This window comes from Paenibacillus glycanilyticus NBRC 16618 (assembly GCF_004000805.1).
GTDB classification, from domain to species: Bacteria; Bacillota; Bacilli; order Paenibacillales; family Paenibacillaceae; genus Pristimantibacillus; species Pristimantibacillus glycanilyticus.
Genome location: NZ_BILY01000008.1, coordinates 115,652 through 139,001 on the forward strand (window position 1 = coordinate 115,652; position 23,350 = coordinate 139,001).

Genomic DNA, 23,350 nt, shown 5'->3' on the forward strand with positions numbered 1-23,350 from the left:
TTCAAGACCTCCCTAAGTATGGATAACGCTTACGTCATTGAGTATAACGGGAGGCAGCACCTTTGGCATTGGACCGCATTTGCGTGTTTTTATGGACGATATTGATATGAATCACTGCCCGGCCGATTCTTTTCTCGCCTGCGCGGGCGTTATACCCGTCACTTTCTTAAAAATGCGGTGAAAATAGGTGAGGTCGGAATAACCGACGGCTTCCGCCGCGTTTTTGATGGATACGGAGGATTGCAGCAACCGGTTCGCCTCTTCCACCCGCTTCGTCACGATGTAGTCCATGACCGTCGAGCCCGTTGCCTGCTTGAATGTCCGCGACAGATGCTCTTTACTGACGAAGTAAAGGCTCGCGATCGACTCCAGCGTGATTGGCTCCGCGAACGAACGGTTGATAAATTGGCGGATATGCTCGATATCGATGCGATGCTTGCTTTGGCGCAGCTGAATCGTCTGTTCCAGCACCGCCCCGTACGAGGATCGGAGCATGCCGATCCACTGCTCGAGCGGCGTGAAGTCGGTCACGAAGAACGATGCTGCCTGCTCCGGAAGCGCTTTAGCGGAATCGATGCCGGCTTTCGCCATCAGCTCGTCCAGCAGCAGCATGAAATGCTTATACAGTAAATGATGCAGCCCCGGAGCGGTGTTTGCCTGCAATCGCAGCAGCGTTTCGAGCCTCGCGAACGATTCGCAAACGTCCTCGGCCCGCAGCTCCTGAAACTGCCGCGAGATTTGCTCCTTGTATTCCGTCACCACACTCATGAGATCCTTATCCATGGGCTGCGCGGCATGAAGACCCCGCGCGATCCGCAGCTCCGATACAGCCTTCTCCAGCGCCCGGTTCAATTCTTCCGCTTGCACGGGTTTCAGGATATATTCATCCACTCTGGAGAGGATCGCCTGCTTCGTGTACGCGAAATCGTCGAAGCCGCTGATGACGATCTTCCGGATGAAGGGATAATCCTCCGTCAGCTTCTTCAGCAACTCCGCGCCGTCCATTCCGCGCATGCGCATGTCCGTGATTACGATGTCCGGATGGATCTCGTTGATGATCCGCAGCCCGCTTAGCCCCTCTTCCGCTTCCTCCACTTGCTCGATCCCGAATCGCTCCCAATCCGCGAGTCGCTTGATGCTGTCGCGCGTCCAGAATTCATCGTCGATGATAACCGCCTTCATGTCTTCTCCCCCTCTTCTTGCGCGGGGATGAGCAGCTTCACCGTCGTTCCCGCATTCCACTCACTTGAGATGAACAGTCCGTATTCGTCGCCGAAAAGCAGCTTGATCCGCGCGTTGACGTTGCTTATGCCCATGCCCTCTCCGTTCTCCTGCCCGTCCGCCGGCTGGCTGAGCTGACGACGGATTTCAGCCAGCCGCGCTTCCTCAATACCCATGCCGTTGTCGGCGATATCGATTTCAATTTCATCCAGCACCTTCTCCACACGAATGGATATCGTCCAGGCATCCATTTTCCCCTCCAGTCCGTGAAAGAAGCAATTCTCCACGATCGGCTGAAGCGAAAACTTCGGAATCCTGCAGTCCAGACATTCCTCATCCGCATCGATCCGAATCTCGATCATGCTCTGAAAGCGCAGCTTCTGAATCTGCAGGTAGTTCCGGGCATGCTCTATCTCGTCCGCGATCGTGACCAGATCCGATTTCATTCGGATCGTATAACGGAACAGATCGCTAATCGCGCGAACATGGTCATTGATCTCCGGCACGTTCCGGGACAGTGCGATGCCTCCGATCGCCTGAAGCGCGTTGTGCAGAAAATGAGGATTAATCTGCGCCTGCATCGCCTTTACCTGGGCTGTCCGTTTCTCGATGGTGGCTTTGTACTCCGTCTGGATCAACTCCTTGATCCTGCTCAGCATGGAGTTGAACCGGCGCTCCAGCGTGCCGATCTCATCGCTTCTCGGCTCACGGATATCTACCTCAAAGTTTTGGATTTCGACCGCCTTCATCGACTGCGTCAGCCGGATGATTGGCCGTGTCGTCATATACGCAATGAGCACGGAAGCCGCGATCGCCACGATCGCGAACGCCAGCGCCGTGATGAGACTGAAGTTCAGCGTCGAGGAGGCACCTTCGGTCACGTATTCAATCGGAATGAACTTCACGACCCAGACTTGGCCAGATACGCTTGGCTGATAGAACAGGAAGCCCCGCTTCGACTCCGTATAGCCCTGTCCGTTCGGTTCGGCTAGTGCCGCCTTCACCATCTCCGGATCGGTCGTGATCCGCTCGGAATAAGGATTATACATAACGTTGCCGTCCGCATCCGCCACGAACACCTCGCTGTTGGATTCCGAGCGGATCATGTCAAGCACGCTGTTCATCATTTTCCACCGAACCTCGAGCCTGACGCCCCCGAGCACCTCCCTGTCCGGGAACCGGTTCATGCTCCTCACGATAGAGAAGGTGTTCTGCCCGTTGTTCAGCAGCAAATTCAAGCTTTCGTGAGACTGTCCGACAGCCCCCCAATCAACCTGCGGCGTGTTCAACTGATCGGTAGAAATCCCCGCATCCTTGTCGACGACATAGAGGCGATTTTGCGATTTCAGATACAGCGCGACCTGCGTGATGTTCTTGTTATTAGCGCTGTATAACGACTTCAGCTTGTCGATCGTATATTGGTTCACGAACGACGGTGTGCCCTCGCTCTGAATGGCACCGCCGGTCGCGTTCGGAAACAGCGTGCTGTCCAGAAGAAGCGAATAAGACACCGCCTGCAATTGATCGAATTTCTCGTCGAAATATTTGGCCGCCCATTCCATCCGGGATTCATTCGACCGGATAACCTCCGAAGCGAGCGAATGCTTGGTCGTCTTCGTCGCGAACAGCGTAACGAGTGACAGCGGCAGCACGGCGATCAGCACCATGAGCAGCATCAGCTTGTACCGAAGACTGATTTGAAACGGACGGACCATTCCCCGCAAAGTATTCCTGACCCACTTGATCCTCATCGGCATCCCCTCTTGTACGTATGATGGCATCTACAGTTTGACCTCGGGCCTGCCAAGTTGTCAACGCTTTCATTATTCCAGGCTATGAGCTTATGAGACGAGTCGATTCATCGATGATTCACTGGAACCGTTAGCAACTCCATTCCCCTTAATAACAAAATCCGCTGCAGCTGTAAGCCGAAGCGGATTTTGTTGCGTCCAACATGTATAAAAAAAGAATAGGTTCCGTACGTCAACCTTGCCGCTGTCTTCTCTTCAATCCGCTAGTTTCTCCTATCCATATGGAGCCTAGTAACAAGACAGCGCCGATAAGCTGCTGCAACGTCATCTTCTCTCCGATAACCAGAGCTGAGATTAGTAAAGAAGTCACGGGGTCGATGTAGCTCAATACGGCGATGCTTTGGCCGTTTAGTCCTTTCATGCCGGCAAAGAAAAGATAGAAACCAATCCCGCCATGAACGACACCTAATACAAGGATCAAGATAACCGTGGTTCTGGTGACCGAAATAAGGTTGAAGCCTTCCGTAAACAGTACGAATGGAGATAGAATCATAACGGACAAGCCTAGCTGCAGAAGCGTATTGGTCAGCCCATCCAGATCCCGAATAAACTTGTTGACTAATGTCAATGCGGTATAAAATCCCGCCGCGATTAGTCCGTAGCCGATACCAAGCAGTTGGTGCCCGGTTGTTTTCACCCTGCCGTTTTGCAAAATGAAAAACAAACCCAGTAGAGCCATGCCGATACATAACGCCTTTTTGAGCGACAACTTTTCTTTCAGAACGAGAGGTGAGAGCATAACAACAAGAACAGGGGCAAAATAATAGCTTAATGCCGCATTGGCGATCGTTGTTTCTTTGTATGCCTGAAACAGAAAAATCCAGTTACCGCTTAAAGCGATGCTTGCAACAAGCAAAGCGGCAGCATTCTTTTTTACGCTGCGCCACGATACTTTCTGCTTTGTCCACACAAAGACGACAAGCAGAAAAAGGGCACCGATCAGGCTCAGGAACAATGCAATTTTGCTAGAGGAAAGATCGATAAATTTTGCAAATACGCCAACTGCACCAAAGATGATCATAGACAAGACAAAATACATTTTTTCCTTCATTTTTTATCGCATCACTTTATCCTTTCGTTTGAGTTCTGCTGCAATGTAGTGTATCATCCCTTTTATTATTACAAAAGCGAATGTTTGTCATAGATTTAATGATAAAACCAGATGTATTGGATGTGAATTTTAACATGGATAAAAATATCCAGAAATTTTTAGCTTTAATCAAAACAGTCGAGTACGGGAGCTTTACTAAAGCAGCCGAGGCACTGAACTATTCACAATCAGGGATCAGCCGCATGATTAGCGACTTGGAAGCAGAGTGGAAAATATCTCTTCTTGAACGAGGACGATCCGGCGTACGTCTGACTTCAGAAGGTCTTAAAGTACTTCCATACGCGAAAAATGTGTGTAATGAATATCAGAAATTGCAAACGCAAATTGACGAATTACACGGACTCCAATCAGGATTAATTCGAATTGGAACCTTTTCCAGTGTTGCTACCCACTGGCTTCCGAATATAATCAAAGCCTTTCAAAAGGAGTATCCGAATATTGACTATGAGCTTTTGCTTGGCGATTATACGGAAATTGAAAGCTGGATTGCGGAAGGGCGTGTAGATTGCGGCTTTCTAAGGCTTCCCACACACACAGAACTGGATACGATTTTTTTGGAGCAGGACAAGCTGCTTGTAATCCTGCCTGAGAATCACCTGCTAGCCGATTGTGATCGTTTTCCTGTCACAGCATTAGGCGAAGACCCCTTTATGCTTTTAGAGAAAGGTGCAAAGGCTGAAATATCGGAAATATTTGAGCGATGCAATATTACACCTAAGGTACAGTTTACAACCTGGGATGATTATGCCATTATGTCGATGGTGGAAAGCGGGTTAGGCATCAGCATTTTACCGGAGCTTATTTTGAAGCGTATTCCCTACCGAATCGTAGTAAAAGAACTCGAAGCACCTGCCTATCGCGAGATTGGCCTTGCCATGAAAGACAAGGAATCCGCACCGCTCGCGGTCAAGCGATTTTTAGATTATTTGCAGTACAGGACTCGCGAGAAAATCTAGAGCAAGGTATCATTCTACTCCAACAAAAATGGCAACTGATCATCTAGATCAGCTGCCATTTTCGATGTTCTTAACTAGCGCGTTCATCTCGTCTTTCACGCTTTTACGCCCCGCCGCGATCTACTCCACCGCCCGGTACTCCATCCAGTCAAAATGTGCCGGCGAAATAGAGCGTAACCCATTGCCTGTTGCGTACATGGCGATAAATACACCGGTGAACCCGCCGGCTACCTCCGTAGCCAACATTCTGCACTCCCCTTGACCCATTCGGACAGGGTCTTCCGCTTCGCTTCTGGCGAAGCCAAAAACATAATCGGCTCTATCCCCTCGAATGCTCAATACAACGGTGTCATGGGGCCACGGCATCTCGCTTTCCACCTTCCAGAGCGTGCCGAGCCTTCGGCGGAAAATCAGCTTGCGCGCGCCTGCTATTTGCGTGACCGCAAGCTCGTAATGGAAGCGTTCGTTCATATACACGGCGATACCCGCTTCTTCCCCATCCCGCTTTGGCGCAAAGGTGAGGTGAGTACTGGCCCGGAATGAAAAATGCTGCTGTCTGCGCCCGACAAAAGAAGGAACGCCCGTTTCGTTTAAGGTATCCCCGGAGCCGTATAACGTCAGGCTGCCTTTCTTCGCGGAAAGCGACCAATTGCTTGAATCCGGCGAACGCAGGAAATTCCAGCATGGGGCAAGCGACGCGTCTTCGAAGTTATCTGTAACCGCAGGCTCCGTCTTGGGCTGCAACGGAAGATTTCCCGCAGGCATAATTTCATCGGCTGTTCCGTTATCTCCAATAACAGGCCAGGCATCCTCCGTCCAAGCAACGGGGGCCAAGAAGGTTTCCCTGCCCAGATAATGATGATTAGGATAACCGGCAGGGCGAATGCCGAGGAAAACGGCCCACCAGCTGCCATCCGGCCCATGAGTAAAGTCAGCATGCCCCGTTGCGTGAATGGATTTCAATTGACTGCGATGGGTTAGGATCGGGTTGTGCGGATATCCCTCGTATGGACCGTCCGGCCTCTTGCTCCTCGCAACGGTGACCATGTGACCGTACTCCGTCCCTCCCTCCGAGATCAGGAGATAGTACCATTCGCCAATGCGGTAAACATGCGGGGCTTCCGGATATTGACCGCCGGTTCCCCTCCACAGCAAGCTTACCTCGGACAGGCGTTCCCCGGTTTGAATATCGATTTTGCTCTGATAGACGCCTTGCCCGTTGGCATCATGAGAAGTTGTGTAATAGACGGAGCCATCTTCGTCGAAAAACAAATCAGGGTCAATACCCGGCTGGTCTACAAAGACGGGATCCGACCACCTTCCTCTCGGGTCGTCTGCGTAGACGAAGAAATTCCCCCCGCCGGATACATTGGTCGTCGTCATGAAGAACGTTCCGTTGTTATAGCGTATGGTTGGCGCGTAAATTCCGCCCGAGCTTCCGGCCTTGCTTAAATCCAATTGTTCCGTACGCGTTAGAACATGTCCAATCTGCTCCCAATTAACGAGATCCCTGCTGTGAAATAAGGGAACGCCCGGAAAATATTCAAACGAGCTTGTCACCAAATAATAATCTTCTCCCGCCCGGCAGATGCTGGGATCCGGATGAAACCCGCTAATAACGGGATTGCAGTATGACTTCACTATTTTCTCTCTCCTAGGTCGAATTTCATTAAGGTCTATTCATTCCAAAGCTTGACGCGGTCCTGTACATACTTCGTAAAGCCTTTTTCCATTTTCTCGACTCCTGCATCCAGCAATTGCTTCTGGTAACTATCCCACATCTTATCGAAGTCTTCCGGCTTTGCCATCACCATTTGCGGAATCTGCTTCCATGTAATATCTTTCATTTTATTGGCGAGGATGGTCACTTCGTCATCACCTGGTACCGCTATATTCCAAGCGGCTCCCCATGCTTTGACCGGGAACTCTTCCTCTTTCGGGAACAGGTCTTTCCAGGTTGTAGCGTTATAAGCCTTGAGCGTTTCCTTATCGGTGCTTGTATACGTGCTCACGATTTGCTCCGGGAAATTCTTCGTATAATAATTGCTCGTGGAATCCTTGACGCCATCGCCGTAATGCGCGCCAATATTCGAATAGAAGCCAATGCCGGATTCTTGGCTAAAAGCCGTATTATCGTTAATAATGCGCTTCTGAACATCTTCCGGAACTACCCGTTTGCCATCCTGGATCGTATAATGCTTGCCTTCAATCCCCCAGTTGTTAAGTACCTGGGCTTGCTCCGATGCCAGATAATCCAGGAATTTAATCGCCCTTACCGGATCTTTGCAGGATGTTGTAATGCCTACTCCCCAGCCAGCCATAAAGCCCGTGGACTGGAAGCGGTTATCTTTATAAGCGTCCGACAACATTACCGAGTAATGCCCGTAGGTTTGGTCAAGCTTGTTGTCAGCTTTCAGTGCTTTTTCGCCGTCCGCATAACCCCAATCCGCGTCGATCAAACCGATTACCCGACCGGAGGCAATCTTCGCCAGGTACTGGTCATTCTTCTCTACGAAGCTTTCTTTATCCAGCAACCCGATGTTATACATATGGTTTAGCCACTGAAAATACTCTTTCTCGCCTTCCGTACGGTAATGATAAGTAGCTTCATTCGTTTTCGGATCAATATAATACTCGCCGTCGCCCGATTTGCCAGTCGTTTCGGCTGCCGGGTTGGTTACGGTAATATACGTATGCCAGTCATCCCCGTTAAGGGTAAGCCCAATGTTTTTATTCCCGTTTTCATCCGTCGGGTGCTTCTCCAAGTAGGATTTGATTACATTCTCGTAATCCTGCAGGGTCTTGACCTGCGGGTAACCCGCTTCCTTCACCGCGCGGTGCTGCAGCTCGAATCCGCCTCCCGCTACAAACGTTTGTCCGTCAACAGCCGAATAGGTCGGAATCACGTAGATGGACGGATCGTCGTTGCTGTAGCGCAGCCGATTAATTTGATCGCCAAACAGCTTCTTCAGATTCGGGGCGTACTTCTCGATCAAATCCGTCAGATCAAGCATGGCTCCCGCATCGACCAATTTGTTCAAATCCCCTTTGGGGCTGATCAGATCGGGATAATCCCCGCTGGTCGCGATGAGGGCTACCTTCTGCGCAGGATCGCCAACCGCAAACTCGGCATCAAGCGTAACGCCTGTCTGCTTTGTAATTTCTTTGCCTACATCATCCTGCATATTTCTCCAATTCGGATTGCCATCCTCGCTGAAGAACGAGAAGGTAACCGGGGAGGTCTCATTTCCCTGCTCTTTTCCCGTGTTACCGCTTACAACATTGCCATTGCCGTTATTTCCCGCGCATCCGGCCAATACGCCTACCGCGAGCGTAAAGACCATGCCCAGCTTCGAGATTTCCCCTGCTTTTACCATCCTGTATACCCCCATTTAAATTAAGATTCGTATATCGTATAAACAGGTTACCCTGCCGATACCGCTGTCAGATCAATCAGCTTTTCACCGCGCCAAGCGTCATCCCCGTAACGAAATACCGCTGCAGAAACGGATAGACCAGAAGAATCGGAACAGTAACAATGATTGTGATTGCCATTTTGACCGATTCCGGAGATATTCTGTTCATCACTTGATTCATGTTCGTCCCGTTAACCTCTTGACCGCTGCTGCCCACCTGGGTGCTCTGCAGCACTTTCATTAACTCGAACTGCAGCGTGGTCAAATGCTCCTTCGAGCCGTTGTACAAATACGTATCAAACCAAGAATTCCATTGGCCAACCGCCAGGAACAGCGCAACCGTGGCCAGTGCCGGCAGCAATAACGGAAGAATGACGCGCCAGTAGATCGTAAAATCATTGGCTCCGTCCAGCTTCGCCGATTCCTGAAGGGCATACGGCAGCCCGTCGATAAACGAGCGAATAATAAACACATTGAATGCGCTTACGAGTCCGGGCAGCACATACACCCAGAACGTTCCGATAAGATGCATATCGCGCATGAGGAGGTAAAAAGGGATGAGTCCGCCCGATACATACATCGTCAGAGCCAGGAATAGGGATAAAAACTTACGTCCGTCGAATTCAGCCCGGCTCAGCACGTAAGCCAGCATGGAAGAGCTGATAAGCCCCAATACCGTACCGGCCAAGGTCCGCAGCACCGAAATCTTGAGTCCCGTAAGCAGCCCTGCGAACGAGAAAATAAGCGAATAATTGTCAAACGTCAGGTGACGGGGAAAAACCGTAATGCCTCCCCTTACCGTGTCGGTTGAATCATTCAGGGATATAGCCAGCACATTCAGGAACGGGTAAAGGGTACAGACCGCTACCAGCGAAATAACGAGATAAACGATCACGTCAAAGAGCCGATCCGTCAGTGAGATGCGAACTTTCACTATTTCAAGCCCTCCTTACATAATGCTTTCTTTGGTGATCTTCTTGAAAATGCCGTTCGCGACGAATAGCAGGATCAGACTTACCACGGAGTTGAAAATGTTAATTGCGGTGCCGAAGGAATAACGTCCCATTCCCAGTCCGTAGTTAAGGGCATACAGGTCAAGAACTTCGGATTTCTCTTTTACCAGACTGTTCCCGAGGAGAAACTGCTTCTCGAACCCGATGCTTATCAGATGTCCGATTGACATAATCAGCAAAATAATAATCGTGGAACGAATACCCGGCAGCGTAATATGCCAAATCTGCTTCAACCTGCTTGCACCGTCAACACGGGCTGCCTCGTAGAGCTCCGGACCAATCCCGGCAATGGCGGCCAGATAGATAATGGCGTTCCAGCCGGTTTCCTTCCAAATATCCGCGCTCGTCACCAGGTACCAGAACAAATTTTCCTTGGCCATAAACTGAATCGGCTCATGAATGAGATGCAGGCCTACCAAGATTTGATTCACAACGCCATTCTCCGCTGAAAGCATCTTCGTCACAATCCCCGCAACAACCACCCAGGAGACAAAATGCGGCAGATAGGAAACCGTCTGTACGAAGCGTTTCAGAAACGAAATACGGACCTCGTTCAACAGAACGGCGAAGAGGATCGGAATCGTAAAGCTCGCAATGAGCCCCATAAAACTCATCGCCAAGGTGTTTCGCAGCGCATTAAAAAATTGATCATCCTGAAATAACATCCGGAAGTTATCAAAGCCGACCCACTTCTGGTCGAAGAAGGACTTCCCTACCCGAAATTGCTGGAAAGCCATCGTCCAGCCCCATAACGGCATATAACTGAATACAAAAACAAAAATGACAAAAGGGACCGACATGTAATAAAGATACCGCTGCCGGACAATGCGCTGCCAAATGCTTATGACGGACAAATCCGCACCACTCCTCTGCTGTTTTTCTTGTTCACTTAGCATTATAATGGAGCAAATTAGACCTAATCCTTGATTTTAGGGTCTTAAAATAGCATGATTAGGACATCAAACTAGCTTACGTCATGTTTTTGAGGGGAGTTTTAAGTCTTATGACAAGCGTCCATTTAAATTGGTTTACCTCCGACGAGCAATTTCTGTTCTATATCGGATATGGCGGGCATGACGAGGACATGTATCTTCACGATCACATGGATTTTTCCGAGCTCGTTATCGTTTTGAACGGAAATGCTACTCATATCGTAAACACCGAAGCTTCGTTTATTAAGAAGGGGGATGTCTTTGTTATTGACGGCGCTGCCTCTCATGCCTACAAGGATCCCCATGATTTCCGGATCTGCAACATCATGTACCGTCCGGACATCCTTGCATCAGCCGGTCCCGATCTGCGATCCTCCAACGGCTTCCGGGCGTTGTTCGTCCTGGAACCGTTTTATCGGAATATCCAGTCCTTCAGCAGCAAACTCAGCTTGCCGATCCCGGGCCTGGAATACGTATCCTCCCTCGTCGCCTTTATGATTGAGGAATACGCGGACAAGCTTCAGGGCTATCAGACTATGCTGCGTTCACGTTTCATGGAGCTTGTCGTTTATTTGTCCAGGCAATATCAGACTCAGGGCCAGCAAGGGATCCAAGGAAATCTGATGCATTTGGCGAATGCGATTTCCTTTATGGAAGACCACTATCTTGAGCCGCTTACGCGTGAGCAGATTGCCGAGAAATCGGATATTTCGGTAAGGCACTTAAACCGGATTTTTCAGTCCTATTATCAAACGACGCCCTTTGCCTATCTTCTGCGCCTCCGCCTGGAGCATGCGTGCAATTTGCTTAAGACAACCCATGTCCCGATTACGGAAGTTTCGTATAAAAGCGGATTTAACGACAGCAACTATTTCACCCGCCAGTTCACCAAGGTTTACGGGATGTCTCCGAAGGTGTACCGCAGGGAGCAGTTTAATTAACCCCACAAAAAAACACCGCGCTGCGTGCAGCGGACGGTGCTTCCGAAGGTTCACTTAAACATCGTGGAAATATATTTGGCGATGCGGACGCTAATCTCGGCGCGGGCCGCGTCGCGAATCATGGAGAAGCGGTCCTCATAGCCTCGGCAGACGAACTTGTAATGAATCGCTCCATGCTCGCTGTCGCTCTCCTCGAGAAAGACCCGGATATTGCGCTCCTTAAGCGCTTTGCGGACAGCGGTCAGATCATTGTGAATATGCCCCATTAAGACGCGCGAGGCTTTCATAAAGAGCTGCTTCATGGAGTAGAAGGACAGCTCGATTTCCTTGCAGTTCTTATCTACGATCGTCAGCATCATGGGGAGCAGCACGTAATCGCGGATAAGCTCAAGCTCCTCTTTGCTTGGGACGGGGACAGGTCCGGAGGCTTTGGACGGCTCGCGCCGTTCTAAATATTGCTCCCGGTGCTCAGGCAGCATCATACGGCTGGATTCCCAGCGGCCGTTTCCTTCCAGTTTCTTGCTCATTTATAGTGTCCTCCAATTTTGACGCTGCGCTCACGGGCCTGGGCTGATTCAAGCAGCGAGGACGCCCGGAGAATCGAGGTCGTTCCGAATTTATGGCGGATCGCGTCCGTGACGCGATCCAGCTTTCTTTCCTTCTCCCTGTTTCCGAACAGGGTCAGCTGATACTGGTCGTCGGGTACCAGCTTCGATAGGGTCACGCCAAGCTTGCGGACGGGGAGCCGGTCCCAATGGGCGTAAAATAACGTGCGCGCCGCAGCGAATACTTCCTTCGTAATATTCGTCGGATCGGGTACCGTCATCTGGCGGAAGAAACCGGTCGGACGGTCGAAATCCGCGCCCTGCGCGCCTGCTGCGATTACGCTGCCCATATAACCCTTGGCGCGGCTGCGGCGGCATACCTCCTCGCTAAGTTCCAGCAGAACAACGTCGATCTCCTGCGGCTTACTGTAATCCCTGGGAAGCGTCATCTGGTGACCGACCGCTTTCTGCGCGTCATGGGTGCTTGGCTTGACCGGGCTCGGGTCGATGCCGTTTGCCGTCTGCCAGAACAGCTCTGCCTGAATATCGCTGTTGCGGCCCATCCGCGCCTGCAGCCTGCGCTTGAATTCCGGGAGGGGAAGACGGCCGAGATCTCCGATCGTCGAGATCCCCATCCGCTGGAAATGCGCGGTCATCCGCGAGCCGACGCCAAACATTTTGTTCACGGGAAGCGGCCATAATAAAGATTCCACCTCGGATTTCGGAAGAGTGAACTGGCCCGTATCGTTTTTTTTCGCCCAAATATCCGTGGCCATCTTGGCCAGAATCTTGTTGGAGCTGATGCCTACCCGGGCCCATACGCCGGTGTAGAGCATAATCTTGGTCTGGATCTGCGTTGCAATTTCTTCGGGAGAGCCGAAGTAAGACAAGGAACCGGTAACGTCCAGGAACTGTTCGTCGATGGAGAAGGGCTCCACCAGATCGGTAAACGAACGAAAAATGTCGGTAATCATTAGCGAGACATCGATATAAGCTTGCATCCTCGGCTTGATAATGACGAGGTGCGGACATTTGCCCAGCGCCTCGCCAAGGGTCTCGGCGGTTGTCACGCCGTACTGCTTCGCAAGCGGACAAGCTGCCAGAATAATGCCCGAACGCCTCGAAGGATCGCCGGCCACAACGACCGGATCGTTCTTATATTCGGGATGCGCCGCCTTCTCGACGGACGCGTAGAACGACTGGCAGTCAATCAGCATAATGACACGTTCCATAATCCCCACTCCAATGCAAATGCGAAAGTATGTTCGTATATTATTATATACCGAATGTATGTTCGCTATGCAAGGGATATTTAAAGGTAATTTCAAACAGTTAGGGCAGAGATAAATATGCCGTGAAAAAGAAGCCTGAAGTTCCGATTGGAACATCAGGCTTCTTTTCGTTTTCAAGGATGCCCCTCCTGCCTCAGCTGCTGGGCAGCAAGCACGGCAAGCTCAATTTTGTTCAGCAGCAGGCCGTATTCGTTCGTCAACTCGAAGCTGCGGGGGAGCTTCAGCTTTCGGAAATACGGCAGGATGCCGTCAGCCGAGCCGAACCAGTCTTCCCGCTTCGCGGTCTCGAGCTCCTGGTTCGCCCAGGCATCGCGAAGCTCCGGGCTGTAGAGAGGCGCGGCTCCCGGCAGAAGCTTGCCGCCTAACAATCGCTCCTTGTACAGCGCTGTGGGCGGCTCCCGGCGTACCCGGGCGAACAGATGCGGGGCATAGTCCGCCCTTGACCCGGTATGGCGCGCATTCGCCGAAAAAGCCAGCGCCCCTCCCCGTACCCGGGGTACGCCGAACAATATCGCATACAATGATTTGCCGAATTCGATCCGTTCGGACAGATCGTCGAAATCCTCCATGATTAATCCGGCCAGCCGAAGCTCGCGTTCTCCTTCGGTATGATACGGGAACATCACCGCGTTCAGCTGCAGCAGCGACTGCATGCCGAAGAAGAGGGTGTCGAGCACGTTTTTGCGGAAGTAATCGTCCTGTACTACCCGCTGCTCAATGAAATGCTGCTCGTTCACAATAAGCGCCACCGTTAGAGGCACGGAATCGCGTCTTCGCCAGAATTGCTCCCATACCGGCTTCATAAACCGTGTTATCCCAAAGGCCGGAAGTAGATGAAACAACGGACGCTGCACGCGTACGCTTTCCTCGTAGAGCAGCAGCTGCGGATAAGCATCGCCAAAAATAAACGTATTCGCATGCTCTAGCAGCAAGAAGACCGACTGGCGCTTATCGCCCGGGAGCAGCTGCGGCAGCCATTCGCCTGCCAGATCCGTCATATTCCACCCGCCGTTGCGGGATACGAGATGGGCCAGCATCGCCCAGTGCAGCTCCGGATGCCGTTGATACATCAACCGGTAGGCTTCCGTCCGCGTCACGTTATTGCGGTTCAGACGGGAGGTCTCCGCCCGAATCCGTTCGATAAGGATTTTCTCTTGCCCGCTCCATTCGCCGGTCACCTGCTCCGCCTGCTGCTCCTCCAGCTTCCGCCATTCTCCCTCCAGCTCGGCGACCGCATCCTCGGCAAGCTGCAGCGGAGCTGCTTCCGCCAGCATCTCATGCGAAGCCTCGAGGCCATGCCATTTGCCCACCGCGTAATCCCATGCGGCGGCAGGCAGAGAAAAGAACTGTTTGATTTTGCGAAGCCGTAGTCCGAAGCGGCCGCGCCCTCTCCCCCTGCTTAACATCGACCGCCCTCCTCTATCCTGGTAACACAAGTATTTGCCGTCAGGCCGCCTGTTCATGCATAATAAAAAGCAAAGAACGGGCGTGAAGCATATGCTTTCCCAAAAAACTTTTTAGGAGGACTGGCCATGTGCGGAAGATATACCATCACCGTATCGCTCGAGGAGCTGATGATTCGTTATATGATCGGCGAGACGAAGGTGCCTTACCATCGTCCCAAATATAACGTGGCGCCTGGCCAGCAGGTGCTTGCCATTATTAATGACGGTCAGCGCAACCGGCTGGGCGAGCTGCAGTGGGGGCTTGTTCCGCCTTGGGCGGACGATCCGAAGATCGGCAATAAAATGCTCAATGCCCGCTCCGAGACAGCCGCCGAGAAGCCGGCCTTCAAGACGCCGCTCCGCCGCAAGCGCTGCCTGATCCCGGCAGACGGCTTCTACGAATGGAAAAAGACGGACGGCGGCAAGCAGCCGATGCGTATTGTCCGCAAGGACCGCTCCATCTTCAGCATGGCGGGTCTATATGAGTCGTGGCTTGCGCCGGACGGCACAACCACCGTCAGCACCTGTACCATTATGACGACCTCTCCCAACGAGCTGATGGCCCCGATCCACGACCGGATGCCCGTGATTTTGCGCCAGGAGGACGAGCCCTTCTGGCTCGACCGGACCGTGCAGGATCCGCAGGCCTTGCAGCGTCTTTTCCTGCCGTATGCGGCGGAAGAGCTCGAAGCCTATCCGGTATCCCAAGCAGTCGGGAGCGTCAAGAATGACACCGCCGAATGCATCGAACCGGTAACCCCGGGCGGCCAGCTGCATCTGTGGTAGATAGCTTTTAAATGCTACATTGGAATTCATGCAGCATATGACGGCAATCACCCCCTTGAATGGGATCTACATTGGATTGCGTACAGGATAATCAGCGCATTTCGGCGATAAGAAGCCAAATCAAGAGATTTTACTGTAGATAATCCAACGTAGCATCAAAGTCTCTTCATTCCAGCCCGATTTTACTGTAAATAATCCAACCTAGCATCATCAAACGAAAAAAAGGAACTCACCGGGTATTGAACACCAAATCAGAAAATAAAAAAAAGCCGACCGCAAAGCGGTCAGCGGAACATCCCCCATAGCTTCAGCAAATGGAAGGTGTTGTTTGGATCTATTTTTTGCGCAAGGACAAAATCGATAATCTGTTCTTCCTGAATATCCGTCAGCGGTTCCTGTAAAATAGAAGTCGCTGATTTCACCAGCTTCCGCACCTTTACCCGGTCCTGCAGATCATACTTCGTGACATTGCCCAGCAACAGCCGTATCCGGTCCTTAACGACCGGATTTTTTAGTTTGAATTTGACGCGTTCGACCAATTGCGGCCGAATGCCGTACTTTTGGTAACTCACCAGCCTTACACCTCCATCCGGCATTCCGATGATTCGATCGTTTAACTATATGCCGTAAGAGGGAAGATATTGCTTAGTCGAGCTGTTCCCCTTGAAAAATTTGATCCTTCAGCAGTTGGACACGCATCCGTTCAAAGGTCGGATTCGTCCAGAAATCATCCCGTCCGGCAAGCTCCGCCGCATCGTCGCGGGCAAGCTCCAGCATCTCGTAATCCGCTGCCATATCCGCGATCTTGAACTCCGGCAGGCCGCTTTGCTTCGTCCCGAAGAAATCCCCCGGTCCCCGCAGCTCCAGATCCCGGCGAGACACCTCAAAGCCGTCGTTGGTCTCCGTCATCACCTTCATCCGCTCGCGTCCGTTCTCCGACTTCGGATCCGCCACGAGCACGCAGAACGACTGATGCTCCCCGCGCCCGACGCGCCCGCGCAGCTGATGCAGCTGGGAAAGCCCGAACCGCTCCGCGTCCATGATAATGATAAGCGTGGCGTTCGGAACGTCGACGCCAACCTCAACAACCGTTGTGGCAACCAGCAGCTGCGTCTCGTTGGCGCCAAACGCGCGCATCACCTCTTCCTTCTCGGAAGCCGACAGCCGGCCATGCAGGAGCCCCACCTTCAAATCCGGGAAAGCCTGCTGCATTTGCACGTACAAATCAATCGCATTTTGCACATCCAACTTGTCCGACTCCTCGATCAGCGGACAGATGACGTACGCCTGGCGTCCCTCTCCAACCTCGCGCCGGATAAAACCAAGAACGCGGTCCATCATGTCATGCTTCACCCAATACGTCTTAATGGCTTTACGGCCGTGCGGACGCTCCTTGATCGTGGACACATCCATATCCCCGAACGCCGTAATGGCCAGCGTTCTCGGGATTGGAGTGGCCGTCATCGTCAGCACGTCGGGATTCAGCCCTTTGCGGCGCAAAATACTCCGCTGGTTCACCCCGAAGCGGTGCTGCTCGTCCACCACAACTAGCCCCAGGCTGCGGAAAAAGACATCGTCCTGAATAAGCGCATGCGTGCCGACAAGAATATCGATCATGCCCATCTGCAGCCCGGCAAGCACATCGCGGCGCTTCTTCTCCGTCAAGCTGCCCGTCAGGAGAGCGACCTCTATGCCCGTGTCCGCAAACAGCTTCTGCAGCGAGCGCAAATGCTGCTCGGCCAGAATCTCCGTCGGCACCATTAGAGCCCCCTGATGGCCGGCTTTGATCGTGCAATACAGCGCAATAGCCGCAACGACCGTTTTGCCGGATCCGACATCCCCTTGCAGCAGGCGGTTCATCGCCGCCGGTTGGCGCATATCCGACATAATCTCGTTAACAACCTTCTTCTGGCCGTCCGTCAGCTCGAAAGGAAGCGTAGCCGCAAAGTTGCGGATCGTCTCCCCGTTCACCTGATGAACAATGCCGTCCCCGCGTTTCCGCGTTAAAGAACGGTAAGCCTGCAGCTTCAGTTGAAAAAGAAACAGCTCCTCATAGACCATCCGCCGGCGGGCTTCGAGACCTTCCTTAACCTCTCCCGGATCGTGGATCCGCTGCACGGCATCCCGCCTTGCCATAAGCCCGTGGCGCTCGACAAGCTCATGCGGCAGCACCTCCTCAATCATGGAGCCGTACTGAAGGAGTGCCTGCTTGATCGTCTTGCGCATCCAGGCCTGCGTAATCCCTCCGCCCACGGAATAAACCGGCTGAAGCGTGCCCGACTTCACCATGCCGGCAGACTTGTCCGCAAATTCGGATTCCGACACGGTCATTTGCAGGCGCTGCTGCTCCCATTTGCCCGTCAGCATAATTTCTCTGCCCGGCGTCAGCTGATTTTGCAGAAAATGACGGTTAAACCAGACAGCCGTCACCAGCATATGGTTAACCTCGATTTTGCAAGTCAGGCGCGATTTGTTTTTGCCGTACCGCTGCAAAATCCCGTTTCCGCGAATCGTTCCCTGCACGGTCACCTTCTCGCCGTCTTTGATCTCGGCAAGCTCCCGGATGCGGTAATCTTCGTATCGAAATGGAAAATAATCCAGCAAATCGGCGACTGTCTGAACGCCAAAGGCGTGAAGCTCTTCTTCCTTCGGAGCGCTCACGCCTTTAATTTGCCGGACCGAATACTGTTCCAGCGTCATTGTTCTCTACCTCACACTCTGCGCATGAACACAGCCATCGTGCCGGGACCCACATGGGTTCCGATTACGGCACCGACGGTTGCGTATTCAACCCCTTGAACATTGAAGCGGGCTTTAATCAGCTCGAGGAATTCCAGAGCAGCTTCCTTATTCGTGTTCCAGGCGATTGTTACAATAACCGGATCCTGGCCGCAGGCATCGCCAAGCATATCCATAATCCGCGCCATTGCTTTTTTCGTACCGCGCATTTTATCTACGGCATACACGTAGCCTTCTTTGTCGAGCGACAGGATCGGCTTAATATTAAGAATAGATCCGATAAGAGCCGAAGCTTTGCCGATCCGTCCTCCTCTTTGCAAATATTCAAGCGTATCCACGAGAAAATACAGCTGCGTTTCCCGCTTCATCCGCTCGATTTCGGTCATAATCGCTTCTTTCGAAGCCCCTTCCCTGGCCATTTTGGCTGCTGCTACAACGCGCATGCCATAGGCGTAAGAAGCTGTTTTCGAATCGATAACCGTAATATCCGGGTCTCCGTCAATCATCGAGCTAGCGATAACGGCCGACTGGTAAGTTCCGCTGACCGCGCCCGACAAATGAATCGAAATAATCGTCGCCCCGGGATCCTCCCGCAATATGCGTTCGTATACCTCTTGATACTCCATCGGCGATGGCTGGGACGAAGTAGGCATTGCCGGCGATGCCGCTACCTTCTCGAAAAACTGCTCCGTATCAATCGTAACGGCATCATAGTAAGTCTCTTCCCCGAACAGAATTTTCAGCGGAACCATCTCAATGCCAAGCTCTTGCCTCAGCGCGAGTGGAATGTCCGATGCGCTGTCGGTCACGATGCGTATATTCCCCATACGTCCCCTCCCAACTTATTATGGCTATTCCATAGCGAACAAATATGGATATAAAGGCTGGCCGCCGGCATGAACCTCAAGCTCAACATCCGGGTATGCCTCCTCGATCCATTCGCATAGTTCGGCTGTATCGGATTCCTTCGCATCCTCGCCGGTCAGGATCGTCAGAAGCTCGCCGCCCTCTTCGGCCATCGCCGCCATCAGCAGCTGGCAAGCCTCAAGCAGGGTTGGCTTGGAGGAGACAATCGTCTTCTCTTTAATCCCCATATAGTCGCCTTCTTGGATGTCTACGCCGTCAATCGACGTATTCCGTACGGCCTGCGTCACTTGGCCGGATACGACCTGCTCCGCCGCGCTCTTCATCCATGCCGCGTTGCGCTCCGCCGATTCCTCTTCCTTGAAGGCAAGAATCGCGGCCAGGCCCTGCGGAATCGTTTTTGTCGGAATAACCGTTACCTGGCGTCCGCTCAGCTCCGCGGCTTGCTCTGCCGCGAGAATAATGTTGCTGTTGTTAGGCAGCAGGTAAATATGCTCCGCCGGCAGCGATTCAATCGCGTTCACGAAATCCTCGGTGCTCGGATTCATTGTTTGTCCCCCGGACAATACGATATCCACCTCGTTGCCGAGGAAAATGTTGGCGATGCCTTCGCCAAGCGCAACCGCAACGATGCCAAATGGCGCAAGCTCATGCAGCTTCTCAGGCGCGACCACCTGCGCAGCCGGTCCTGCCAGCAGCTCCGTCGACGAAATGTCGCCGGTCAGCGCGTACTCGGGTACCGGTGCAAAAGGCTCAGCCGCCGCTTCATGCTCAAGCAGGTCGCGGTGCTGTTCCCGCATATTCAGAATATGGAAGTCCGTCAGCTCGCCGTAAGCCATGGCAAGATTCAATACATCTCCAGGCTTGCGGGAATGGACATGCACTTTGATAATATCGTCGTCGGCAATAACGAGAATCGAATCGCCGTCTTTTTCAAGCGCCTTCTTGAAAGCGTATTCATTAAAAAACGCTGCAGGTTTCCCGCTGATTTTGCGATTAATAAAGAATTCCATATCGTACAGGAACTCGATATCCTCTGTCGCCAGCTTCGATTGCGCGGATGCCGGCACGGACGGTTTTAGGGCGGCCGACGGTCTGTTCGCCGCAGCCGGTTGCGCCGCAGCCACTTCTTCCGGTGCTGCCGCTTCGGACGGGAATGCGAATACCTTCTCCTGAATGGTACCGCTATGCGTCAAATACTGAACAAAGCCCTCGTAAATAAAGACGAGACCTTGTCCGCCGGAATCAACGACGCCAACCTGCTTCAATACCGGCAGCAGATCCGGCGTGCGCTGAAGCGCTTCATTTGCCTTCGCATGAATCTCTTGCATCAGTTCAACGACATCACTCGTTCTGCGGGCATACTGAACGGCATGCTTGGCCGCTTCTCTTGCTACCGTAAGAATCGTTCCTTCGACTGGCTTCACGACTGCTTTGTAAGCCATATCGACGCCGTTTTGGAAGGCGGCGGCAATCTGCAAAGTCCCGGCCTCTTCCAGATTGGAGAGCGATTTGGCAAAGCCGCGGAATAACTGGGACAAAATAACCCCCGAGTTGCCCCTCGCCCCCATCAGAAGTCCTTTGGACAATGCTTCAGCTGCCTTTCCCAAATGGTCGGATGGCTTGTTCCGCAGTTCACGAACCCCCGAGACAATCGTTAGATTCATGTTCGTACCCGTATCTCCGTCTGGCACCGGAAACACATTTAATGCATTAACCCGGTCTACATTTCTTTCTAAATATTCCGCACCGAGCAGTGCCATGGCGGTAAAATCAGATCCGTTAATGGAGCGCTTACTCAACGACAATTCCCCTTCCTAAAAGAATTGCAAAAGCAATTCTAACTTCGTAAGCATTGACTACGTAGATACCCTTACGTCTTGAACAAATATATGGACCTGGTCCACTTGAAGACCAATTACATCATTGAGGACGTATTTTACCTTGTTCTGTATATTATGCGCGACTTCGGAAATTTTCGTGCCGTAGCTTACGATAATATGCAATTCAATATGAAGCTGTTCATTCTCCCGGCGTACCTCGACGCCCTTCGACATGTTCTCTCTGCCGAGCAGCTCGGCGATGCCATCCTTAAGCTGTTTGCGGGAAGCCATCCCGACAAGCCCATAACAATCCATGGCTGCAGAGCCTGCAATCACTGCAATGCAGTCATCATTCACAATTATCTGTCCAAGCTCGTTCTTAATCTGCAGTGGTATGGGAATACACTCCTTTACCGTAAATAATATGGACTAAGGATTATTGTACTATAAACCGCTTGATTATAGAAGGGCGCAAGGCAAAAACGATGACAAAATCCATCATTTCATGTACATTTAAGTTGCTGATACACAACAATTGTGATACGATAGTCAAGTATGTTTATGTGCAGGCTTGACCCAGGTATTTTTTAATACAGCTTGTGCTAACAATGCAGCTAATGGCTCAAAAAGCAAACTCTAAGCGCATGCTTGCAGGAAAGCCCCGCTTTCTTGCGGCACAACCTTAAGGAGGTGTACTCATGTCCCGCAAATGTTTCATTACTGGTAAATCGCCTGGTACAGGCAACCATGTATCCCACGCAAACAACAAAAACCGTCGTTCTTGGGGTGTAAACGTGCAAAAGGTTCGCATCTTGGTAGACGGCAAACCGAAACGCGTTTATGTCAGCACACGTGCACTGAAATCCGGCAAAGTAACTCGCGTTTAATTGACGGATTCCAACCGAGCGGTCTAGCGCAAACGGCTGACGCCGTCATTCTGGCGGCGCAGCAAACGTTTCGCTATGAAATATAAGCGTCGTATACTTGTTTATACTTTCTTATATTTAGACAAAAAGCACCTGAGCTCAGGTGCTTTTTCTTTGTTCATTTCTCCGGAATGCGACCCGCCCTCTGACACGGAAATAGTGGAGCCGTTTCACTCTCCGGATCGGAACGCCTACCGCCGGCACTAAATGGCGGACCGTTCTGCCTTGAATTCTAAGGATCATAAGTTCACCTTTATAATCTCGCTTAGAATTCTACGGATCGGAACGCGTGTTGCTGCTTATAGACTGCAAAACCGTTCCGCCTTGCCCACGATCGTTCGTTAAGCCGTGCATCGGACCTAATTTTTTTGGAAGGTATTCAATATTGCTTTTACGAATCCGCCCAGAAATTTCGGCAGTTTGATCGTGTAAAATTTCATGCCCATCCCTCCTCAGACACGCTCATCGAAATTGGATGTGTACCAATAATGAAAACGCAAAAATGGCTACACGAACCTTCGTTCATGTAACCATCCTATGCGATGCTAAGCTGTCCTATTCCAAAGCGCCGGCTAGTATTCTATTAGCCTGCCGGCATCGGATTATCCCGCATATAAACCACGATTGCGATGACAAGAGCCGTAGCGAAATAAACGATTATTGCGGAAACGATAAAGGAAATCCGCGGTCCCCAGGTAGAGAAGCGCTTAAAGCATTTAATGGCGATAAAAAGAGCCACCAGGGAGAATACGTACTTGATAGGCGAGCTGATGGCCGTAAAAAGCCCTAGCAGAACGCCTGCTGTTATCGCGTAAAAAGCGATCCAGAACAGTTTCTTCCAAATACTTTCCTCTAACTCGAAATCTTCATCCACACTCGTTACCGAAGCGCAGCAATCGCGGCCGCGCGATCCCTTTCCCCGAATACGGCGTTGCCTGCTACAAGCACGTTCGCACCGGCTTCTACAACCTGCTTGGCAGTAACGCTGTTAATACCGCCGTCCACTTGCACGTGAACATGGCCGAGGCCTCGTTCGTTAAGCGTTTTGCGAAGCTGGCGAAGTTTATTGAGCGATTCCTCGATAAAGGCCTGTCCCCCAAAACCAGGGTTAACCGTCATAATGAGGATCAGGTCAACATCCCCCAGAATATGTTCCAGAACCGACAAAGGCGTGCTTGGATTAAGCGCAACGCCGGCAGGCAGACCCAAATCCTTAATCTGCTGGATTGTGCGGTGCAGGTGCACCGTTGCTTCGGCATGAACCGTAATCCGGTCAGCTCCCGCCGCTGCATAGCTCGGAATCGACAGCTCCGGGCGTTCGATCATCAGGTGCACGTCAAAAGGAAGCTTTGTAGCCGGACGTACGGCCGCGATAACCGGAGGACCGAAGGTTAGGTTCGGTACGAAATGACCGTCCATAACATCGACGTGAATCCAATCCGCTCCGGCCTCTTCGGCTGCTTTGATCTCTTCTCCAAGCCGCGCGAAATCCGCCGACAGGATAGATGGTGCGATAATTGCCATATGGT

At 51.9% G+C, this 23,350-nt stretch carries 22 protein-coding genes; 4 read left to right on the forward strand and 18 right to left on the reverse strand.

What is annotated here, in order from left to right; genetic code table 11:
- Positions 1-111: 111 nt before the first annotated feature.
- The 3 genes from PGL01S_RS08310 to PGL01S_RS08320 all read right to left on the reverse strand — a co-directional run bounded on the left by PGL01S_RS08310 (position 112) and on the right by PGL01S_RS08320 (position 4,083).
- Entirely contained in the window at positions 112-1,182 is a 1,071-nt protein-coding gene (locus PGL01S_RS08310; RefSeq protein ID WP_127493378.1) for a response regulator transcription factor, read from the reverse strand.
- Positions 1,179-2,972, reverse strand: a complete 1,794-nt coding sequence (locus PGL01S_RS08315; protein WP_164775412.1) for a sensor histidine kinase — start codon at positions 2,970-2,972, stop codon at positions 1,179-1,181. Before PGL01S_RS08315 ends, PGL01S_RS08310 begins: the two co-directional genes overlap by 4 nt.
- Positions 2,973-3,204: 232 nt before the next feature.
- A complete protein-coding gene (locus PGL01S_RS08320) occupies positions 3,205-4,083 on the reverse strand; it encodes a DMT family transporter (protein WP_127493382.1) in 879 nt (292 codons plus the stop codon).
- A 134-nt stretch (positions 4,084-4,217) separates the two neighbouring features.
- Here PGL01S_RS08320 and PGL01S_RS08325 point away from each other — a divergent pair, with 134 nt between their 5' ends.
- A complete protein-coding gene (locus PGL01S_RS08325) occupies positions 4,218-5,099 on the forward strand; it encodes a LysR family transcriptional regulator (RefSeq protein WP_127493384.1) in 882 nt (293 codons plus the stop codon).
- Positions 5,100-5,219: 120 nt separating this feature from the next.
- Here PGL01S_RS08325 and PGL01S_RS08330 read toward each other — a convergent pair whose 3' ends face one another.
- The 4 genes from PGL01S_RS08330 to PGL01S_RS08345 all read right to left on the reverse strand — a co-directional run bounded on the left by PGL01S_RS08330 (position 5,220) and on the right by PGL01S_RS08345 (position 10,328).
- Positions 5,220-6,740, reverse strand: coding sequence for a glycoside hydrolase family 43 protein (locus PGL01S_RS08330; protein ID WP_373864150.1), 1,521 nt, complete (start codon positions 6,738-6,740; stop codon positions 5,220-5,222).
- 35 nt (positions 6,741-6,775) lie between these two features.
- Positions 6,776-8,476 carry an ABC transporter substrate-binding protein gene (locus tag PGL01S_RS08335; RefSeq protein WP_127493386.1) on the reverse strand — a complete coding sequence of 567 codons (1,701 nt, stop codon included), beginning with the start codon at positions 8,474-8,476 and terminating at the stop codon, positions 6,776-6,778.
- A gap of 76 nt (positions 8,477-8,552) precedes the next feature.
- A complete protein-coding gene (locus PGL01S_RS08340) occupies positions 8,553-9,449 on the reverse strand; it encodes a carbohydrate ABC transporter permease (RefSeq protein ID WP_127493389.1) in 897 nt (298 codons plus the stop codon).
- Positions 9,450-9,464: 15 nt separating this feature from the next.
- Positions 9,465-10,328 (reverse strand): ABC transporter permease, encoded by an 864-nt coding sequence (locus tag PGL01S_RS08345; RefSeq protein ID WP_236013223.1) that lies wholly within the window; start codon positions 10,326-10,328, stop codon positions 9,465-9,467.
- A 203-nt stretch (positions 10,329-10,531) separates the two neighbouring features.
- Between PGL01S_RS08345 and PGL01S_RS08350 the strand changes: the two genes are divergently transcribed.
- The gene (locus PGL01S_RS08350; protein ID WP_127493393.1) at positions 10,532-11,401 is read left to right on the forward strand and encodes a helix-turn-helix domain-containing protein; all 870 of its coding nucleotides are present in this window, start codon (positions 10,532-10,534) and stop codon (positions 11,399-11,401) included.
- Positions 11,402-11,451: 50 nt separating this feature from the next.
- Here the strand turns inward: PGL01S_RS08350 and PGL01S_RS08355 are convergent, their stop codons facing one another.
- The 3 genes from PGL01S_RS08355 to PGL01S_RS08365 all read right to left on the reverse strand — a co-directional run bounded on the left by PGL01S_RS08355 (position 11,452) and on the right by PGL01S_RS08365 (position 14,644).
- Positions 11,452-11,928, reverse strand: a complete 477-nt coding sequence (locus tag PGL01S_RS08355) for a YhjD family protein (protein WP_127493395.1) — start codon at positions 11,926-11,928, stop codon at positions 11,452-11,454.
- The gene (locus PGL01S_RS08360) at positions 11,925-13,178 is read right to left on the reverse strand and encodes a DNA polymerase IV (protein ID WP_127493397.1); all 1,254 of its coding nucleotides are present in this window, start codon (positions 13,176-13,178) and stop codon (positions 11,925-11,927) included. The genes PGL01S_RS08355 and PGL01S_RS08360 overlap by 4 nt, the downstream gene beginning before the upstream one ends.
- Positions 13,179-13,351: 173 nt before the next feature.
- Entirely contained in the window at positions 13,352-14,644 is a 1,293-nt protein-coding gene (locus PGL01S_RS08365; RefSeq protein WP_127493400.1) for a DUF2515 domain-containing protein, read from the reverse strand.
- A gap of 126 nt (positions 14,645-14,770) precedes the next feature.
- Between PGL01S_RS08365 and PGL01S_RS08370 the strand changes: the two genes are divergently transcribed.
- Positions 14,771-15,469, forward strand: coding sequence for an SOS response-associated peptidase (locus PGL01S_RS08370; RefSeq protein ID WP_127493402.1), 699 nt, complete (start codon positions 14,771-14,773; stop codon positions 15,467-15,469).
- Positions 15,470-15,753: 284 nt separating this feature from the next.
- Here PGL01S_RS08370 and PGL01S_RS08375 read toward each other — a convergent pair whose 3' ends face one another.
- The 5 genes from PGL01S_RS08375 to PGL01S_RS08395 form a co-directional block, all read right to left on the reverse strand.
- The gene (locus PGL01S_RS08375; RefSeq protein WP_127493404.1) at positions 15,754-16,041 is read right to left on the reverse strand and encodes a stage VI sporulation protein F; all 288 of its coding nucleotides are present in this window, start codon (positions 16,039-16,041) and stop codon (positions 15,754-15,756) included.
- 73 nt (positions 16,042-16,114) lie between these two features.
- On the reverse strand, positions 16,115-18,169 hold the full coding sequence (recG, locus tag PGL01S_RS08380; protein ID WP_127493406.1) for an ATP-dependent DNA helicase RecG: 2,055 nt from the start codon (positions 18,167-18,169) through the stop codon (positions 16,115-16,117).
- Positions 18,170-18,180: 11 nt separating this feature from the next.
- Positions 18,181-19,035 carry a DegV family protein gene (gene fakB / locus PGL01S_RS08385; protein ID WP_127493408.1) on the reverse strand — a complete coding sequence of 285 codons (855 nt, stop codon included), beginning with the start codon at positions 19,033-19,035 and terminating at the stop codon, positions 18,181-18,183.
- A 24-nt stretch (positions 19,036-19,059) separates the two neighbouring features.
- Positions 19,060-20,874 carry a DAK2 domain-containing protein gene (gene fakA / locus PGL01S_RS08390; RefSeq protein WP_127493410.1) on the reverse strand — a complete coding sequence of 605 codons (1,815 nt, stop codon included), beginning with the start codon at positions 20,872-20,874 and terminating at the stop codon, positions 19,060-19,062.
- A gap of 57 nt (positions 20,875-20,931) precedes the next feature.
- The gene (locus tag PGL01S_RS08395; RefSeq protein ID WP_015845316.1) at positions 20,932-21,291 is read right to left on the reverse strand and encodes an Asp23/Gls24 family envelope stress response protein; all 360 of its coding nucleotides are present in this window, start codon (positions 21,289-21,291) and stop codon (positions 20,932-20,934) included.
- A gap of 302 nt (positions 21,292-21,593) precedes the next feature.
- Between PGL01S_RS08395 and rpmB the strand changes: the two genes are divergently transcribed.
- On the forward strand, positions 21,594-21,782 hold the full coding sequence (gene rpmB / locus PGL01S_RS08400) for a 50S ribosomal protein L28 (protein ID WP_015845317.1): 189 nt from the start codon (positions 21,594-21,596) through the stop codon (positions 21,780-21,782).
- A gap of 398 nt (positions 21,783-22,180) precedes the next feature.
- On the opposite strand, the gene spoVM is transcribed toward rpmB, so the two are convergent.
- The 3 genes from spoVM to rpe all read right to left on the reverse strand — a co-directional run bounded on the left by spoVM (position 22,181) and on the right by rpe (position 23,345).
- Positions 22,181-22,261: a stage V sporulation protein SpoVM gene (gene spoVM, locus PGL01S_RS08405; RefSeq protein WP_010345573.1), complete on the reverse strand. Its 81-nt coding sequence runs from the start codon at positions 22,259-22,261 to the stop codon at positions 22,181-22,183.
- A gap of 143 nt (positions 22,262-22,404) precedes the next feature.
- Positions 22,405-22,695: a hypothetical protein gene (locus PGL01S_RS08410; RefSeq protein ID WP_127493412.1), complete on the reverse strand. Its 291-nt coding sequence runs from the start codon at positions 22,693-22,695 to the stop codon at positions 22,405-22,407.
- Between the two features lie 5 nt (positions 22,696-22,700).
- Positions 22,701-23,345 (reverse strand): ribulose-phosphate 3-epimerase, encoded by a 645-nt coding sequence (gene rpe, locus PGL01S_RS08415; RefSeq protein WP_127493415.1) that lies wholly within the window; start codon positions 23,343-23,345, stop codon positions 22,701-22,703.
- Positions 23,346-23,350 lie beyond the last annotated feature (5 nt).

Bases quoted from the DNA above. Each gene is read 5' to 3' on its own strand.
- fakB (WP_127493408.1), bottom strand. From the start codon at position 19,035: ATGGGGAATATACGCATCGTGACCGACAGCGCATCGGACATTCCACTC.
- PGL01S_RS08365 (WP_127493400.1), bottom strand. From the start codon at position 14,644: ATGTTAAGCAGGGGGAGAGGGCGCGGCCGCTTCGGACTACGGCTTCGC.
- PGL01S_RS08360 (WP_127493397.1), bottom strand. From the start codon at position 13,178: ATGGAACGTGTCATTATGCTGATTGACTGCCAGTCGTTCTACGCGTCC.
- rpmB (WP_015845317.1), top strand. From the start codon at position 21,594: ATGTCCCGCAAATGTTTCATTACTGGTAAATCGCCTGGTACAGGCAAC.
- PGL01S_RS08335 (WP_127493386.1), bottom strand. From the start codon at position 8,476: ATGGTAAAAGCAGGGGAAATCTCGAAGCTGGGCATGGTCTTTACGCTC.
- recG (WP_127493406.1), bottom strand. From the start codon at position 18,169: ATGACGCTGGAACAGTATTCGGTCCGGCAAATTAAAGGCGTGAGCGCT.
- PGL01S_RS08345 (WP_236013223.1), bottom strand. From the start codon at position 10,328: ATGTCGGTCCCTTTTGTCATTTTTGTTTTTGTATTCAGTTATATGCCG.
- spoVM (WP_010345573.1), bottom strand. From the start codon at position 22,261: ATGAAATTTTACACGATCAAACTGCCGAAATTTCTGGGCGGATTCGTA.
- PGL01S_RS08355 (WP_127493395.1), bottom strand. From the start codon at position 11,928: ATGAGCAAGAAACTGGAAGGAAACGGCCGCTGGGAATCCAGCCGTATG.
- PGL01S_RS08320 (WP_127493382.1), bottom strand. From the start codon at position 4,083: ATGAAGGAAAAAATGTATTTTGTCTTGTCTATGATCATCTTTGGTGCA.
- PGL01S_RS08325 (WP_127493384.1), top strand. From the start codon at position 4,218: ATGGATAAAAATATCCAGAAATTTTTAGCTTTAATCAAAACAGTCGAG.
- PGL01S_RS08370 (WP_127493402.1), top strand. From the start codon at position 14,771: ATGTGCGGAAGATATACCATCACCGTATCGCTCGAGGAGCTGATGATT.
- PGL01S_RS08315 (WP_164775412.1), bottom strand. From the start codon at position 2,972: ATGAGGATCAAGTGGGTCAGGAATACTTTGCGGGGAATGGTCCGTCCG.
- PGL01S_RS08310 (WP_127493378.1), bottom strand. From the start codon at position 1,182: ATGAAGGCGGTTATCATCGACGATGAATTCTGGACGCGCGACAGCATC.
- PGL01S_RS08350 (WP_127493393.1), top strand. From the start codon at position 10,532: ATGACAAGCGTCCATTTAAATTGGTTTACCTCCGACGAGCAATTTCTG.
- rpe (WP_127493415.1), bottom strand. From the start codon at position 23,345: ATGGCAATTATCGCACCATCTATCCTGTCGGCGGATTTCGCGCGGCTT.